This window comes from Pulveribacter sp. (assembly GCF_032079985.1).
GTDB lineage: Bacteria > Pseudomonadota > Gammaproteobacteria > Burkholderiales > Burkholderiaceae_C > Melaminivora.
Map to the genome: position 1 here is coordinate 975733 of NZ_DAMATK010000002.1, position 14656 is coordinate 990388.

The following is a 14656-nucleotide window of genomic DNA, read 5'->3' on the forward strand; positions in this document are numbered from 1 at the left end:
CGCCGCACGCACCGCCTTCTTTCGCTTTCTTCCACGCAACCAGGAGCGCCCGCCATGGCCTATCTCTCCCCTGCCGAGTTCGTCACCAAGATGGTGGACACCGGCGAAGCCAAGATCCACATGTCCACGCGCGACACGCTGATCCGCGCCTTCATGGCCGGCGCCATCCTGGCGCTGGCGGCGGTGTTCGCCGTGACGGCCAGCGTCATGAGCGGCTCGGCGCTGGTGGGCGCCATCCTGTTCCCGGTGGGCGTGTGCATGCTCTACCTGCTGGGCTTCGATCTGCTCACGGGCGTGTTCATGCTCACCCCACTGGCATGGCTGGACCGGCGCCCCGGTGCCACCTGGCGCGCCATCGGGCGCAACTGGGCGCTGGTGTTTGCCGGCAACTTCCTGGGCGCGCTCACCGTGGCCTTCATGATGGCCTTCATCTTCACCTTCGGCTTTTCCGTGCCCCCGGGCGAGATCGGGGAAAAGATCGGGCACATCGGCGAGGCGCGCACGCTGGGCTACGCGCAGTACGGGCTGATGGGCTGGCTGACCATCTTCATGCGCGGCGTGCTGTGCAACTGGATGGTCTCCACCGGCGTGGTCGGCGCGATGATCTCCACCACCGTCGGCGGCAAGGTCATCGCCATGTGGATGCCCATCATGCTGTTCTTCGCCATGGGCTTCGAGCACTCGGTGGTGAACATGTTCCTGTTTCCGTCGGGGCTGATGATGGGCGGCAACTTCTCGGTGCTGGACTATCTTTTGTGGAACGAGATCCCGGTGGTTCTGGGCAACCTGCTGGGCGGCCTGGCCTTCACCGGCCTGACGCTCTACACCACGCACCTGCGCACTGCGCCGCAGCGCCTGCCCGGCTGAGACCCTGCCCTTCGCGGGGCCGGATAAGCCCATTCCTGCTAGGCATAAGACCTGCCCGAAAATTCCCGCTTTCGCCCTATCAGCATCGACCGCAGCATGGCCATCAGCCACTACATCAAGGAGATCGGGCGCGGCGCCCGTGGTGCCCGCGCGCTGGACCACGCGCAGGCGGCCGATCTGTTCGGCCAGCTGCTGGACGGGCGCGCGAGCGACCTGCAGGTGGGCGCCTTCTGCGTGGCCATGCGCGTCAAGGGCGAGACGGCCCAGGAGATGTGCGGCTTTCTCGATGCCGCGCAAGCCCGCATCGCCCGCGTGCCTGCCGCAGGTGGCGGCCTGCCGCTCATCGTGCTGCCCAGCTACAACGGCGCGCGCCGGCTGCCGGTGCTCACGCCGCTGCTGGCGCTGCTGCTGGCGCGCGAGGGACTGCCGGTGCTGCTGCACGGCATGCGCACCGAGGAGCGCCGCGTGCTGGCAGCCGACGTGCTGGAGGCGCTGGGCACGCCTGCGCTCGCAGCCATCGACAACGTGGCGCCAGGCACGGTCGCGCACGTGCCCACCGCCGCGCTGCACCCGGGCCTGGCCCGCCTGCTGGCGGTGCGCCAGGAGATCGGCCTGCGCACGCCGGCGCACAGCGTGGTCAAGCTGCTGGCACCGTGCGACGGTCCGGCGCTGGTGGTGTCCAGCTACACCCATGCCGAGTACTTCGAGCTCAGCAGCGCCGTGGCGCAGCAGCGCGCCATGCACCTGCTGCTGTCGCGCGGGCTGGAGGGCGAGGTGGTCGCCGACCCGCGCCGCCAGCCGCGCTACGACGGCTTCGTGGCCGGCCGGCACCGTCTGCTGGCCGAGCAGCAGCCCGGCACCGCCGCCACCGTGCCCGGCCTGCCCGAGGCCATCGACGTGGCCAGCACCGCGCGCTACACCCGCGCCGTGGTGGCCGGCGAACTGCCGGTGCCGCCGGCCATCGCCGAGCAGGTGCGGCACATCGCGCGGCTGGCGCACGATATTTCTCAGGAGACCACGGCATGACCGCGACCCCCACCACGCCAAAACAAGGCAGCTGCACCCTGGTCGGCGCCGGCCCGGGCGATCCGGAGCTGCTGACCGTCAAGGCCGCCCGTGCCATCGCTGCCGCCACGGTGCTGCTGGTGGACGACCTGGTCAGCGACGCCATCGTGGCCCTGGCCTCGCCGCAGGCGCGCATCGTGCGCGTGGGCAAGCGCGGGGGCTGCCGCAGCACGCCCCAGGCCTTCATCGAAAGGCTCATGGTCGCCGAGGTGCTGGCGGGCGAGACGGTGGTGCGCCTGAAGGGGGGCGACCCCTTCATCTTCGGACGCGGCGGCGAGGAGGTGGAGATGCTGCGCGCGGCCGGCATCGAGCCCATGGTGGTGAGCGGCATCACCGCTGGCCTGGCCGGCATGACGGCGCTGGGCGCGCCGCTGACGCACCGCGCGCATGCCCAGGGCGTGCTCTTCATCACCGGCCACCAGCAGCCGGGCAGCGGCGCCACGGACTGGCCGCTGCTGGCTGCCACGGCGCGCGACGCGCACCTGACCCTGGTCATCTACATGGGCATGGCCGGCTGCGCCCACATCCAGGCCGGCCTGTTGGCCGCGCTGCCGGCACACACCCCGGCGGTGGTGATCCAGCACGTCAGCCTGCCGCAGCAGCGCCACGCGCTGACCACCCTGGGCCAGCTGCACGCCACGGTGCAGCGTGAGCAGCTCGGCAGCCCCTCGGTCATCGTGGTCGGCGACGTGGTGCGCGGCGTGGCCGCGCTGGGGGAAGGCGGCGGCGCCATGCGGGCGGACGCCCCGCTTGACCAGGCGCAGATGTCGCGCTGAAAAGGGCGCGACGCGCGCCTGCACTGTCACGCGCGCGGCACGATTGCCGGGTTAGTCCTCAGCACGCGCGGGGTCATCGCAGAAACAATGCCGGCCGCACCCGCCCTCCACCACGACCGCTCGAGGAAGACCGCGTGACCCTTTTCATTCGCCCGCGCCGCCCTGCCCCCTCCCTGCCCAGTCGCCGCCGGGCGCTGCGCGGCCTTGCTGCCGGCGCCGTGGCCCTGGCGCTGCCGCCGCTGGCCCGCGCGCAGGGCACGCCGGCGGGCAAGGGCGAAATCCGCATCGGCCGCTCCACCGCCCTGTCGGGTCCGCTGGCGCCTTTTCTGGCGCCCATCCATGAAGGGCAGGAGGCGGCCCTGGCCGACCTGAACGAGCGCGGTGGCGTGGCCGGGCGCAAGGTGCGCCTGGTGACGCTGGACGACGGCTTCAACCCCCAGCGCACCCTGGCCAACGCCCGCTCGCTGATCGAAAGCGAGGGCGTGGTTGCCCTGTTCGGCCAGGCCGGCACCTCGCAGGTGCTGACGCTGCTGCCCTACCTGGCCCAGGCCCGCGTGCCGCTGGTGAGTGTCTACACCGGCAGCCCGGCGGTGCGCGCGGCCGGCAGCCCCTGGCTGTTCACCACCAGCGTCAGCTACGCCGACGAGCTGACCAAAATCGTGCGCAACCTGGTGGCCGTGCAGAGCACACGCATCGGCGTGGCCTTCGAGAACAACGACTTCGGCAAGCTCGCCCTGCCCCTGGTGGAGCAGGCAGCCGCCGCCGAGGGGGCCACGCTGGTGGGCAGCCAGCCCATGGACAGCAGCGGCAGCGATGCGGCCGCCGCCGCCCGCGCCCTGCATGCGCTGAAGCCCCAGGCCGTGATCATGGTGGCGGCCGGGCCGTCCGTGGTGGCCTACGTGCGCGCCCACCGCGCGCAGATGGGCGTACCGGTGTACACGCTGTCGCTGGGCGCGGGCGAGCAGGTCATCAAGGCGTTGGGCGACGACGCCCGGGGCCTGGCCGTGGCGCGCGCCACACCTTCGCCGCTGCGCACCAGTCTGGCCGTCACGCGCGAGTTCCAGGCGTCCATGAAGCGCCGCGGGCTGGAGCCGAGCTACGACCGCTATGTCGGCTACCTGGATATGCGCGTGCTCGCCGAAGGCCTGCGCGCCGCCGGCCCCGGCGTGACCGGCCCCAGCCTGGTGCAGGCCATGGAGGGCCTGGGCCGGCTGGACCTGGGCGGGCACGCCTACCAGTTCAGCGCGCAGAACCACCACGGCTCCAGCTTCGTGGACATCGCCGTGATCGGCCCCGGCGGACAGTACCTGCGCTAGCCGCCGGCCCGGCACGCGCGGCGGCTGGGGGAGAATCGCCGGCTTTGCCCTCCCGCTCCGCCCTGTCCGTGCCCTCTTCCTCCTCCAGCTTTGATGCCGTCATCGTCGGCGCCGGTGCCGCCGGCCTGTTTTGCGCCGCGCAGGCGGGCCAGCGCGGCCTGAAGGTGCTGTTGATCGACCACGCGCCGCGCGTGGCCGAGAAGATCCGCATCTCCGGCGGCGGGCGCTGCAACTTCACCAACCGCGACCTGGACCTGCACGCGCCGCAGCGCCACTTCGTGGGTGGCAATCCGCAGTTCGCCCGCTCCGCCCTGTCACGCTACACGCCGGCGCACTTCATCGCGCTGGTCCAGCGCCACGGCATCGCTTTCCATGAAAAGCACAAGGGCCAGCTGTTTTGCGACCGCTCGGCCGAGGACCTGATCGCCATGCTGCTGGCCGAATGCGCCGATGGCGGCGTGCAGCGTTGGCAGCCCTGCGGCGTGAAAAATATAGTCTTTTCGGCCTCCAGCCCAGGCGGGGCAAGCGCTGGAAGCTATCAAATCGATACCGACCGGGGACGCGTGGAGGCGCGCAGCCTGGTCGTCGCCACGGGCGGACTGTCCATCCCCAAGATCGGCGCGACGGATTTTGGCTACCGGCTGGCGCAGCAGTTCGGCCTGCCGCTGGTGGAACGTCGCCCCGGCCTGGTGCCGCTGACCTTCGACGGCGAAGCCTGGGCGCCCTACGCCCAGCTGGCCGGCCTGGCGCTGCCGGTGGAGATCAGCACCGGCAGCAAGAAGTCGCGCACCAGCTTCCACGAGGATCTGCTGTTCACCCACCGCGGCCTGTCCGGCCCGGCGGTGCTGCAGATCTCCAGCTACTGGCGGCCCGGCACGCCGCTGGCCATCAACCTGGCGCCGGGCACCGACATGCACCAGGCGCTGGCGCAGGCCAAGGCGCGCTCGTCGCGCAAGCTCATCGCCAACGAGCTGGCCGCCCTGGTGCCCGCCCGCCTGGCCGACGCCTGGGCCGGTCGCAGCGCCGACTGGCAGCGCCCCGTGAACGAGGCCGCCGACAAGGCCCTGGCCCGCCTGGCCGAGCAGCTGGCGCGCTGGGAGCTGACGCCCAGCGGCACCGAGGGCTACAAGAAGGCCGAGGTGACGCTGGGCGGCGTGGACACGCGCGCCCTGTCGCAGCACACCCTGGAGGCCAAGTCCCAGCCCGGGCTGTACTTCATCGGCGAGGTGGTGGATGTGACGGGCTGGCTGGGTGGCTACAACTTCCAGTGGGCCTGGGCCAGCGCGCACGCCTGCGCGCAGGCGCTGCCGGCTGGCTGAGCGCACCGCGCCACCCTGGCCGGCTTCAGGCCGCGCCCGCCTCCACCACGTCCTGCCAGCGCGCCAGGCCCAGCCAATCGCGCAGCACCCGCGCGCCCGGCGGCGTGATCTGCAGCGCGCGCGAGCCCGGCAGGCGGCGCAGCCAGCCGCTGTCCAGGCAGTGTGCGCACAGCAGCGTGCCCAGGCGGCCGGCCAGGTGCGGGCGCCGCTCGCTCCAGTCCAGGCACGGGCGGCAGGCCGGGCGCCGCGCCGCGGGCAGCTCGGGCAGCGCCAGCCCCAGCGGCTGCAGCAGCGCCGCGGCGCGCCCGGTGACGCGTCCGCCGTCCTCGCCGTCGAAGGCGATGGCGCCCTCGTGCAGCAGGTGAGCGGCAATCGCCACGCCCAGGCGCCCCGCCAGGTGGTCGTAGCACGTGCGCGCGGTGCGCAGCGCGGCGTCGCGCGGGCCCGTCACCACGGCGCGGTGCGCCCCGGAGGCCGGGGTGGCCAGCTGCATCAGGCCTTCGAGCATGCGCGCCACCTCGGGCGAGGCCAGGCGGTGGTAGCGATGGCGGCCCTGACGCTCCAGCGCCAGCAGCTGCGCCTCCACCAGCAGACCCAGGTGCCGGCTGGCCGTGGCGGGCGACACGCGCGCCGCCTCGGCCAGCTCGCGCGCGGTCAGCGCCCGCCCGTCCATCAGGGCCAGCAACATGGCGGTGCGGGCCGGCTCGCCCACCAGGGCGGCGACGTGGGCGAGCCGGTTGGTGTTCATGGCGCCAGTGTGCCGCAGGCCGCGGCGCGCACGCTTCGCTCCCGAGCGAAGCATCGGCCGCCCGGCGCCGCGCACCATGGCGGGCATCAACCACCACCGGAGCCCGACCGCCATGACCGTCACCTGCTTCATCCGCTACGAGATCGACCCGTTCCAGCGCGAGGCTTTCCGCGCCTATGCCCAGGCCTGGGGCCGCATCATTCCGCGCTGCGGCGGCCACCTGGTCGGCTACTTCCTGCCCAGCGAGGGCACGAACTACGAGGCCTGGGGCCTGATCGCCTTCGACAGCTTGGCCGCCTACGAGGCCTACCGCGCCCGCCTGCGCAGCGACCCCGAAGGCCGCGCCAACTTCGAGCGGGCGCAGCAGCAGCGTTTCATCGTGCGCGAGCAGCGCACCTTCACCGAGGTGGTGGACGGCACTTTCGCCCGCGCCGCCCTGCAGCCATGATCGCCGTCATCTTCGAGGTGCAGCCCGCCGCCGGTCGGCTCCAGACCTACCTGGACACGGCCGCCGATCTGCGCGCGCAGCTGGAGGCCATCGACGGCTTCCTCTCCGTGGAGCGCTTCGAGAGCCTGTCCACACCGGGCAAGCTGCTGTCGCTGAGCTTCTGGCGCGACGAAGCGGCCGTAGCGCGCTGGCGCACGCTGCCCGAGCACCGCGCGGCCCAGGCCGCAGGCCGCGCGAGCGTGTTCGCCGGCTACCGCCTGCGCGTGGCGGCCGTGCTGCGCGACTACGGCCTGCGCGAGCGCGACGAGGCGCCGGCCGATTCGCGCACGGCCCACGCGGCGGGAGCGGGCTAGCAACAGCGCGGCGGCCGCCTGCTCTCTCCCACACGGGAAACGCTATAATTTCGGGCTTTGCTGGCAAACGCCCGTCGGCCAATACTAGTTAGAGACGGGCACACCCGCCGTGCAAGGCTGCCGGGCCCGATCTTCCCGGCCGCCCTCTGACGGCAAAATTTTGGACACATTAGCTAATGACCACCATCCGTGTAAAAGAGAACGAACCCTTTGACGTGGCCCTGCGCCGCTTCAAGCGCACCATCGAAAAGCTGGGCCTGCTGACCGACCTGCGCGCCCGCGAGTTCTACGAGAAGCCCACCGCCGAGCGCAAGCGCAAGAAGGCCGCCGCCGTCAAGCGCCACTACAAGCGCGTGCGCAGCATGCAGCTGCCCAAGAAGCTGTACTAAGCACCGCTTCGGCGCCGTCCTTCACAGGAATCGCCCACAAAACCCGCGCTAGGGACGCCGAGCGCGGGTTTTTTGTTTTTTACCGAAAGCCACAGACATGAGCCTCAAGGACCAGATCACCGAAGACATGAAGACCGCCATGCGCGCCAAGGACAGCGAGCGCCTGGGCACCATCCGCCTGCTGCAGGCGGCGATGAAGCAAAAGGAAGTGGACGAGCGCATCGTGCTGGACGACGCGGCCGTCGTCGCCATCGTCGACAAGCTCATCAAGCAGCGCAAGGATTCCATCACCGCCTTTGAAGGCGCGGGTCGCCAGGACTTGGCCGACAAGGAAAAGGCCGAGCTGGCCGTGCTGGCCGCCTACCTGCCCGAGCGCATGTCTGAGGCCGAGGTGCAGCAGGCCGTTCAGGCCATCGTGGCCGAGCTGGGCGCCGCCGGGCCCGGCGACATGGGCAAGGTCATGGGCGCGGTCAAGGCGCGCCTGGCGGGCAAGGCCGACATGGGCCTGGTGTCGGCCGCGGTGAAGGCCGCGCTGGCCCGCTGACGCTCTCTTATTCATAGCTGCTGGCGCTTTTCAGGCAACGACTTCAGATCGTTTCGAACCTGAAACGCTTATGAAACAAGCGCTGGTAGCTCATCTATCCATAGCAAACGACCCAGGAGACAAACCCATGCCACAGCCCTTCCAGATCGCAGTACTCGCCGGCGACGGCATCGGCCGCGAGGTCATGCCCGAAGGCCTGCGGGCCGTGCAGGCCGCCGCCGAGCGCTTCGGCATCGCGCTGGAGCTGCACACCTTCGACTGGGCGCACTGCGACTACTACGCCCAGCACGGAAAAATGATGCCCGACGACTGGAAGGCGCAGCTGTCCGGCATGGACGCCCTCTTCTTCGGCGCCGTGGGCTGGCCGGCCACGGTGCCGGACCACGTTTCGCTGTGGGGCTCGCTGCTGAAGTTCCGCCGCGAATTCGATCAGTACATCAACCTGCGCCCCGTGCGCCTGTTCGAGGGCGTGCCCTGCCCGCTGGCCGGCCGCAAGCCCGGTGACATCGACTACGTGGTGGTGCGCGAGAACACCGAGGGCGAATACACGTCGCTGGGCGGCGTGATGTACGAAGGCACGGACCGCGAGATCGTCATCCAGGAATCAGTCTATTCGCGCCACGGCGCCGAACGGCTGCTCAAGTTCGCCTTTGATCTGGCCGCCAGTCGCCCGCGCAAGCACGTGACCCTGGCCACCAAGAGCAACGGCATCGCCATCAGCATGCCCTGGTGGGATGCGCGCGCCGACGAGGTGGCGCGTCAGTACCCGGGCGTGGCGCTGGACAAGCAGCACATCGACATCCTGGCCGCGCGCTTCGTGCTGCAGCCCGGGCGCTTCGACGTGGTGGCGGCCACCAACCTGTTCGGCGACATCCTGTCCGACCTCGGGCCGGCCACCACGGGCACCATCGGTCTGGCGCCTTCGGCCAATCTGAACCCGCAGCGCAACTTTCCGAGCCTGTTCGAGCCGGTGCACGGCTCGGCGCCGGACATCTACGGCAAGGGCATCGCCAACCCGATTGCCATGATCTGGTCAGGCGCGCTGATGCTGGACTTCCTGACCCGGGGCGAAGGGGCCGGGCGCGCCGCGCACGACGCCATCGTGGCGGCCATCGAAGAGGTGATCCGCAGCGGCCCGCGCACGCCCGACCTGGGCGGCAGCGCCAGCACCGCCGAGGTGGGCCAGGCGGTGGCCGCCGCCATCAGCCGGGGCTGAGCGGGCGCGGCGGCGCCGGCGGACGCGTCAGAGGGAGTATTTGGCGCAGTCGAGGGGCCGCTCGTCCGTGGGCACCGGGCAGCGGTTCATCTCGAAGGGCGAGAGCGCCAGTAGCGTGGTGAGCGCGCTGGAGGCCATGATGATGGCCCAGAAGGCGAAGAAGGCCAGCGTGTAGATGCCTTCGCGCGACACCTGCAACGGCTGGTCGAACCAGTACAGTGTCCCCGGATCGACGAACGCGAACACGACCATCTCCATCACGCCCGCCATCAAAAAGGCGGGCCAGGCGATCCACATCATCCGTTGCATCAGCATTCGAGAGCCTCCTTGCGATGGATCAAAGCCTAGCACCGCGAATGTGCCGTGCAAAGGTGGCTCACCCGAAGTTGTGTCGGACCTGGGCGCGTTTACCTCCGCCTGCTCCCGCTCAGCGCGGCTGGTCCTTCTCCGGCGTGGCAGCGTGGTTGCGACCCTTGACGGCCGGCTGCATGCTGGCCTGGGGGTTGTCGCTGTTCAGGGTTTTATTGATGTCCAGGCCGCGCTGGTAGTAGTCCTCGGCGATGACCGGGTCGGGGTCGTGCACCGCCAGCCACAGCGTGAAAAAACCGGCCACGACGACGATGGCCGGCCCGGCAATGATCAGCCAGACGTGGCCGTACTTCCACCAGGGCTTGGACTGTGGGGGTTGCTCGGGCGCGGCGGAGGGAGACGAAGAGATGGACATGATTTCTCGAAGTTTTTTCAGGCCCCGGCAGCGGGGCCGCAAGGGCCGGGGCGGCGCACGGCCGCCCCAGAGGCCGCGTCATCAGCGCGGCACGAGGAAGGCCGATTTCTCCGAGACCTGGGCGCCGGTTTCCTCGGCGCGGATGTCGAAGTACACGGTGTGCGAGCCCGGCTGCGCCGAGCCGTAAGGGATGTGCAGGCGCACAGACACCCAGCGCGAGTCGGCCGCGTCGATCTCCACCTGCGGCTCGGAGGCCAGCTCCAACCCCTCCAGCCCGCGCGCGCCGATGGTGTAGTGCTGCGGTTTTTCGGTGGCGTTCATGATCTGCAGCCGGTAGACGTTCTCCAGCTTGCCCCCGGCCACGATGCGCGACAGCGCCGCGCGGTCGCGCACGATGTCGACCTTGAAGGGCGTGCGCACCACTAGGCTGGCCAGCATGCCCAGGCACAGCGCCACCAGCACGCCGCTGTACAGCAGCACGCGGGGACGGAACACCCGCTTGATCATCTGCGACTGGGTCCAGTGATTGGCCACGCCGTTTTGCGTGGAGAACCGGATCAGCCCGCGCGGGTACTTCATCTTGTCCATGACGGTGTTGCACGCGTCCACACACAAGCCGCAGCCGATGCACTCGTACTGCAGGCCGTTGCGGATGTCGATCCCCGTGGGGCAGACCTGCACGCACAGCGTGCAGTCGATGCAGTCGCCCAGGCCCTTTTCCTTGTGATCGATGTTCTTATTGCGCGGCCCGCGCGGCTCGCCGCGCTCGGGGTCGTAGGTCACGACCATGGTGTCCTTGTCGAACATCGCGCTCTGGAAACGCGCGTAGGGACACATGTACTTGCACACCTGCTCGCGCAGGAAGCCGGCATTACCGTAGGTGGCGAAGCCGTAGAACACCACCCAGAACAGCTGCCAGGAGCCTTGCAGCGCCATCAGCTCGCCACCCAGCTGGCGGATGGGAACGAAGTAGCCTACGAAGGTGAAACCCGTCCAGAAGGACACGGCGATCCACACGGCCTGCTTGAGCGTCTTCTTCCAGATCTTCTCGAACGTCCAGGAGCCGTTGTCCAGGCGCATGCGGGCGCTGCGGTCGCCCTCGATCTTGTGCTCGATCCACATGAAGATCTCGGTATAGACCGTCTGCGGGCAGGCAAAGCCGCACCACAGCCGCCCTGCCACCGCCGTGAACAGGAACAGCGACAGCGCCGAGATGATGAGCAGGCCCGTCAGGTAGATGAAATCCTGCGGGTACAGCACCAGCCCGAAGATGTAGAAGCGCCGCGCGCCCAGATCGAACAGCACCATCTGCCGCTCGCCCCACTGCAGCCACGGCAGGCCGTAAAAGACCAGCTGCGTGAGATACACCATGGCCCAGCGCCAGCGCGCGAACAGCCCGCTGATGGAGCGCGGATAGATCTTCTTTTGCGCCTCGTACAGCGAGATCATCTCGCCCTGCGAGCTGTCCTGCGCGGCAGGCACGATGGGAATGATCTTCTTGCGGGGTTGGCCGTCGTCTGGCTTCATGGACGCTATCTCTGCAGGGCAAGCAGGGCGTCAGTTCCCTGGCTTGCGGAAACGAAAAAGGGCCGGCGCCCCGCCACAGCGGGTGCGCCGGCCTGGCGGCAGGCCGTCAGCGGGCGGCGGCCTTGTTGGACAGGCCCCAGACGTAGGCCGTCAGCACGTTGATCTGCGCATCAGTCAGCTTGTCCTTCTGCGCCGGCATTTCATTGGTTTTGCCGTTGTTGATGATATTCACGATGGCGGCTTCGCCCCAGCCGTGCAGCCAGATGTCGTCGGTCAGGTTGGGCGCGCCCAGGGCCGGGTTGCCCTTGCCGTCCATGCCGTGGCAGGCGGCGCAGGCCGTGAACTTGGACTTGCCCAGCGACGCCTTCAGCGAGTCGTGCGGGCTGCCCGACAGACTCAGCACATAGTGGGCCACATTGCGCACGTCCTCGGACGAACCCACGGCGGCAGCCATCGGCGGCATGACGCCCACGCGCCCGTCCTTGATGGTCTGGTGGATGTTGTCAGTGGTGCCGCCGTGCAGCCAGTCACCGTCCGTCAGGTTGGGAAAGCCCTTGCTGCCGCGTGCGTCGGAGCCGTGGCACTGGGCACAGTTGTTCATGAACAGGCGGTCACCGATTGCCATGGCGGCCGGGTCGCCGGCCAGCTCCTCGGTCTTCATGCTGGCAAAGCGGGCGTAGATGGGCTCCAGCTCGGTCTGTGCCTTGCTGACTTCCGCGCGGTACTCGTCCAGCTGCGTCCAGCCCAGCTGGCCCTTATAGGTGCCCAGGCCGGGATAGGCGATCAGGTAGCCGGCGCCGAAGACCAGCGTCAGCACGAACAGCCACATCCACCAGCGCGGCATGGGGTTGTTCATCTCCGTCAGGTCTTCGTCCCAGACGTGTCCGGTGGTGTTGTCGGCCGCCGACTCGATCTTCTTGCGCGAGGTCAGCCACAGCAGCAGGCCGCAGCCGACGACGCCGGCAATCGTGATGCCGGCCACATAGAGGGACCAGAAATTACTGGTGAAATCGCTCATGGGTTATCTCTCTTGTTGTGTTTGCCGAGTCCCTCAGTCCTCGGCGAAGGGCAGCTGCGCCGCCTCGTCGAAGCGGCTCTGGTTGCTGCGCCGCCAGGCCCAGAACCAGATGCCCAGGAAGCACGCGAGCGAAGCCAGCGTGGCCACGATGCGCATGGTGGTGATGTCCATGACTTGCTTTCCTTTGTTGCTTCGCTGGCTTCAGCGCAGCGCGCGGCCCAGCACCTGCAGGTAGGCCACGACGGCGTCCATCTCGGTCTTGCCCTTGACGTCGGCGCTCGCCTTGGCGATCTCGTCGTCGCTGTAGGGCACGCCCACGGTACGCAGCGCCTTCATGTGGCGCGGCATGGCCTCGGCGTCCACCAGGTTCTTTTCCAGCCAGGGGTAGGCCGGCATGTTGGACTCGGGCACCACGTCGCGCGGGTTGTTCAGGTGGATGCGATGCCACTCGTCGCTGTACTTGCCGCCCACGCGGTGCAGGTCCGGGCCGGTGCGCTTGGAACCCCACTGGAAGGGGTGGTCGTAGACGAACTCGCCGGCCACCGAGTAGTGGCCATAGCGCAGCGTCTCGGCGCGGAAGGGGCGGATCATCTGCGAGTGGCAGTTGTAGCAGCCCTCGCGCACGTAGACGTCGCGCCCGGCCAGTTGCAGCGCGGTGTAGGGCTTGAGGCCCTGCACGGCCTCGGTCGTGGACTTCTGGAAGAACAGCGGCACGATCTCCACCAGGCCGCCGATGGCGACCACGATGAGGATCAGCACGATCATCAGGAAGTTGCTGGTCTCGACCTTCTCGTGCGTGAAGCCGGTGCTTTTATTCGTGTTGGACATGGTTCAAGGCTCCTCGGCGCTCAGGCGTGCGCAGCGTTCACGGCGGGGATGGGCAGGCGGACGGAGCGGCCCGAGATGGCGGTCACCCAGACGTTCCAGGCCATGATGCACATGCCGGTCAGGTACAGCACGCCGCCGGCGAAGCGGATGGCGTAGAAGGGATAGGTGGCCTTCACGCTCTCGACGAAGGTGTAGGTCAGCGTGCCGTCGGCATTCACCGCGCGCCACATCAGGCCCTGCATCACGCCAGCGATCCACATGGCGGCGATGTACAGCACGATGCCGATGGTGGCCAGCCAGAAGTGCAGCTCGATGGCCTTGATGGAGTGCATCTTCTCCTTGCCGAACAGGCGCGGCACCAGGTAGTAGAGCGAACCCATGGTGATCAGGCCGACCCAGCCCAGGGCGCCGGCGTGCACGTGGCCCACCGTCCAGTCGGTGTAGTGGCTCAGGGCGTTGACGGTCTTGATGGACATCATCGGGCCCTCGAACGTGGACATGCCGTAGAACGACAGCGACACGATCAGGAAGCGCAGGATGGGGTCGTCGCGCAGCTTGTGCCAGGCACCCGACAGGGTCATGATGCCGTTGATCATCCCGCCCCAGCTGGGCGCCAGCAGGATCAGCGAGAACACCATGCCCACGGACTGCGTCCAGTCGGGCAGCGCGGTGTAGTGCAGGTGGTGCGGGCCGGCCCACATATAGGTGAAGATCAGCGCCCAGAAGTGCACGATGGACAAGCGGTAGCTGTACACCGGGCGGCCGGCCTGCTTGGGGATGAAGTAGTACATCATGCCCAGGAAGCCCGTGGTCAGGTAAAAGCCCACCGCGTTATGGCCGTACCACCACTGCACCATGGCGTCCTGCACACCGGCGTAGGCCGAGTAGCTCTTCATGAAGCCGGCCGGGATGGCGGCGCTGTTGACGATGTGCAGCAGGGCCACGGCGATGATGAAGGCGCCGAAGAACCAGTTGGCCACGTAGATGTGCCGGACCTTGCGCGTGCCGATGGTGCCGAAGAACACGATGGCATAGGACACCCACACGGCGGCGATCAGGATGTCGATGGGCCACTCCAGCTCGGCGTATTCCTTGCCCGAGGTGTAGCCCAGAGGCAGGCTGATGGCGGCGGCCACGATGACCAGCTGCCAGCCCCAGAAGGTGAAGGCGGCCAGCTTGGGCAGGAACAGCCGGGTTTGGCAGGTGCGCTGCACCACCCAGTAGCTGGTGGCGAAGAGGCCGCAGCCGCCGAAGGCGAAGATGACCGCGTTGGTGTGCAGCGGTCGCAGGCGTCCGTAGCTCAGCCACGGGATGCCGAAGTTCAGTTCAGGCCAGGTCAGCTGGGCGGCGATGAACACCCCCACCAGCATGCCGACCACCCCCCACACGACCGACATGATCGTGAATTGGCGCACGACGGTGTCGTCGTAATGCGCTACTTTCGTATTTGCAGTTTCCATCGGAGACCTCTTGTAATTGCGGCAAAAGTGTTAACCAGACAGCTGGTATGGGATTTGA

18 protein-coding genes are annotated in these 14656 nt (G+C 68.7%); 10 read left to right on the forward strand and 8 right to left on the reverse strand.

What is annotated here, in order from left to right; genetic code table 11:
- Positions 1-54: 54 nt before the first annotated feature.
- The 5 genes from RT282_RS10840 to RT282_RS10860 all read left to right on the forward strand — a co-directional run bounded on the left by RT282_RS10840 (position 55) and on the right by RT282_RS10860 (position 5343).
- The gene (locus tag RT282_RS10840; protein ID WP_312302729.1) at positions 55-867 is read left to right on the forward strand and encodes a formate/nitrite transporter family protein; all 813 of its coding nucleotides are present in this window, start codon (positions 55-57) and stop codon (positions 865-867) included.
- A 96-nt stretch (positions 868-963) separates the two neighbouring features.
- Positions 964-1893, forward strand: a complete 930-nt coding sequence (gene ybiB / locus RT282_RS10845) for a DNA-binding protein YbiB (protein WP_312302732.1) — start codon at positions 964-966, stop codon at positions 1891-1893.
- Positions 1890-2708 carry a uroporphyrinogen-III C-methyltransferase gene (gene cobA / locus RT282_RS10850; protein WP_313313875.1) on the forward strand — a complete coding sequence of 273 codons (819 nt, stop codon included), beginning with the start codon at positions 1890-1892 and terminating at the stop codon, positions 2706-2708. Before ybiB ends, cobA begins: the two co-directional genes overlap by 4 nt.
- A gap of 134 nt (positions 2709-2842) precedes the next feature.
- The gene (locus RT282_RS10855) at positions 2843-4024 is read left to right on the forward strand and encodes an ABC transporter substrate-binding protein (protein WP_313313877.1); all 1182 of its coding nucleotides are present in this window, start codon (positions 2843-2845) and stop codon (positions 4022-4024) included.
- A 44-nt stretch (positions 4025-4068) separates the two neighbouring features.
- Positions 4069-5343, forward strand: coding sequence for an NAD(P)/FAD-dependent oxidoreductase (locus RT282_RS10860; protein WP_313313879.1), 1275 nt, complete (start codon positions 4069-4071; stop codon positions 5341-5343).
- A 25-nt stretch (positions 5344-5368) separates the two neighbouring features.
- Here the strand turns inward: RT282_RS10860 and RT282_RS10865 are convergent, their stop codons facing one another.
- Positions 5369-6091, reverse strand: a complete 723-nt coding sequence (locus RT282_RS10865) for a winged helix-turn-helix domain-containing protein (RefSeq protein ID WP_313313881.1) — start codon at positions 6089-6091, stop codon at positions 5369-5371.
- Positions 6092-6203: 112 nt separating this feature from the next.
- Between RT282_RS10865 and RT282_RS10870 the strand changes: the two genes are divergently transcribed.
- The 5 genes from RT282_RS10870 (at position 6204) to RT282_RS10890 (ending at position 9041) form a co-directional block, all read left to right on the forward strand.
- A complete protein-coding gene (locus RT282_RS10870) occupies positions 6204-6539 on the forward strand; it encodes an NIPSNAP family protein (protein WP_313313884.1) in 336 nt (111 codons plus the stop codon).
- Positions 6536-6892: an antibiotic biosynthesis monooxygenase gene (locus tag RT282_RS10875; RefSeq protein ID WP_313313886.1), complete on the forward strand. Its 357-nt coding sequence runs from the start codon at positions 6536-6538 to the stop codon at positions 6890-6892. Before RT282_RS10870 ends, RT282_RS10875 begins: the two co-directional genes overlap by 4 nt.
- A 176-nt stretch (positions 6893-7068) precedes the next feature.
- Positions 7069-7281 carry a 30S ribosomal protein S21 gene (gene rpsU, locus RT282_RS10880; protein WP_007833691.1) on the forward strand — a complete coding sequence of 71 codons (213 nt, stop codon included), beginning with the start codon at positions 7069-7071 and terminating at the stop codon, positions 7279-7281.
- A 97-nt stretch (positions 7282-7378) separates the two neighbouring features.
- A complete protein-coding gene (locus RT282_RS10885) occupies positions 7379-7825 on the forward strand; it encodes a GatB/YqeY domain-containing protein (RefSeq protein ID WP_313313889.1) in 447 nt (148 codons plus the stop codon).
- Between the two features lie 127 nt (positions 7826-7952).
- The gene (locus RT282_RS10890) at positions 7953-9041 is read left to right on the forward strand and encodes a tartrate dehydrogenase (protein WP_313313891.1); all 1089 of its coding nucleotides are present in this window, start codon (positions 7953-7955) and stop codon (positions 9039-9041) included.
- A 27-nt stretch (positions 9042-9068) separates the two neighbouring features.
- On the opposite strand, the gene RT282_RS10895 is transcribed toward RT282_RS10890, so the two are convergent.
- The 7 genes from RT282_RS10895 to ccoN form a co-directional block, all read right to left on the reverse strand.
- The gene (locus RT282_RS10895) at positions 9069-9356 is read right to left on the reverse strand and encodes a hypothetical protein (protein WP_312759152.1); all 288 of its coding nucleotides are present in this window, start codon (positions 9354-9356) and stop codon (positions 9069-9071) included.
- A gap of 112 nt (positions 9357-9468) precedes the next feature.
- The gene (locus RT282_RS10900; RefSeq protein ID WP_313313892.1) at positions 9469-9765 is read right to left on the reverse strand and encodes a FixH family protein; all 297 of its coding nucleotides are present in this window, start codon (positions 9763-9765) and stop codon (positions 9469-9471) included.
- An 81-nt stretch (positions 9766-9846) separates the two neighbouring features.
- Positions 9847-11292: a cytochrome c oxidase accessory protein CcoG gene (ccoG, locus tag RT282_RS10905; protein WP_312302758.1), complete on the reverse strand. Its 1446-nt coding sequence runs from the start codon at positions 11290-11292 to the stop codon at positions 9847-9849.
- A 106-nt stretch (positions 11293-11398) separates the two neighbouring features.
- On the reverse strand, positions 11399-12310 hold the full coding sequence (gene ccoP / locus RT282_RS10910; RefSeq protein WP_312759154.1) for a cytochrome-c oxidase, cbb3-type subunit III: 912 nt from the start codon (positions 12308-12310) through the stop codon (positions 11399-11401).
- Positions 12311-12343: 33 nt separating this feature from the next.
- Positions 12344-12481 (reverse strand): cbb3-type cytochrome oxidase subunit 3, encoded by a 138-nt coding sequence (locus RT282_RS10915; RefSeq protein WP_091565382.1) that lies wholly within the window; start codon positions 12479-12481, stop codon positions 12344-12346.
- 30 nt (positions 12482-12511) lie between these two features.
- On the reverse strand, positions 12512-13138 hold the full coding sequence (gene ccoO, locus RT282_RS10920) for a cytochrome-c oxidase, cbb3-type subunit II (protein ID WP_312302775.1): 627 nt from the start codon (positions 13136-13138) through the stop codon (positions 12512-12514).
- Between the two features lie 20 nt (positions 13139-13158).
- Positions 13159-14598 (reverse strand): cytochrome-c oxidase, cbb3-type subunit I, encoded by a 1440-nt coding sequence (ccoN, locus tag RT282_RS10925; RefSeq protein WP_312302777.1) that lies wholly within the window; start codon positions 14596-14598, stop codon positions 13159-13161.
- Positions 14599-14656: the final 58 nt, after the last annotated feature.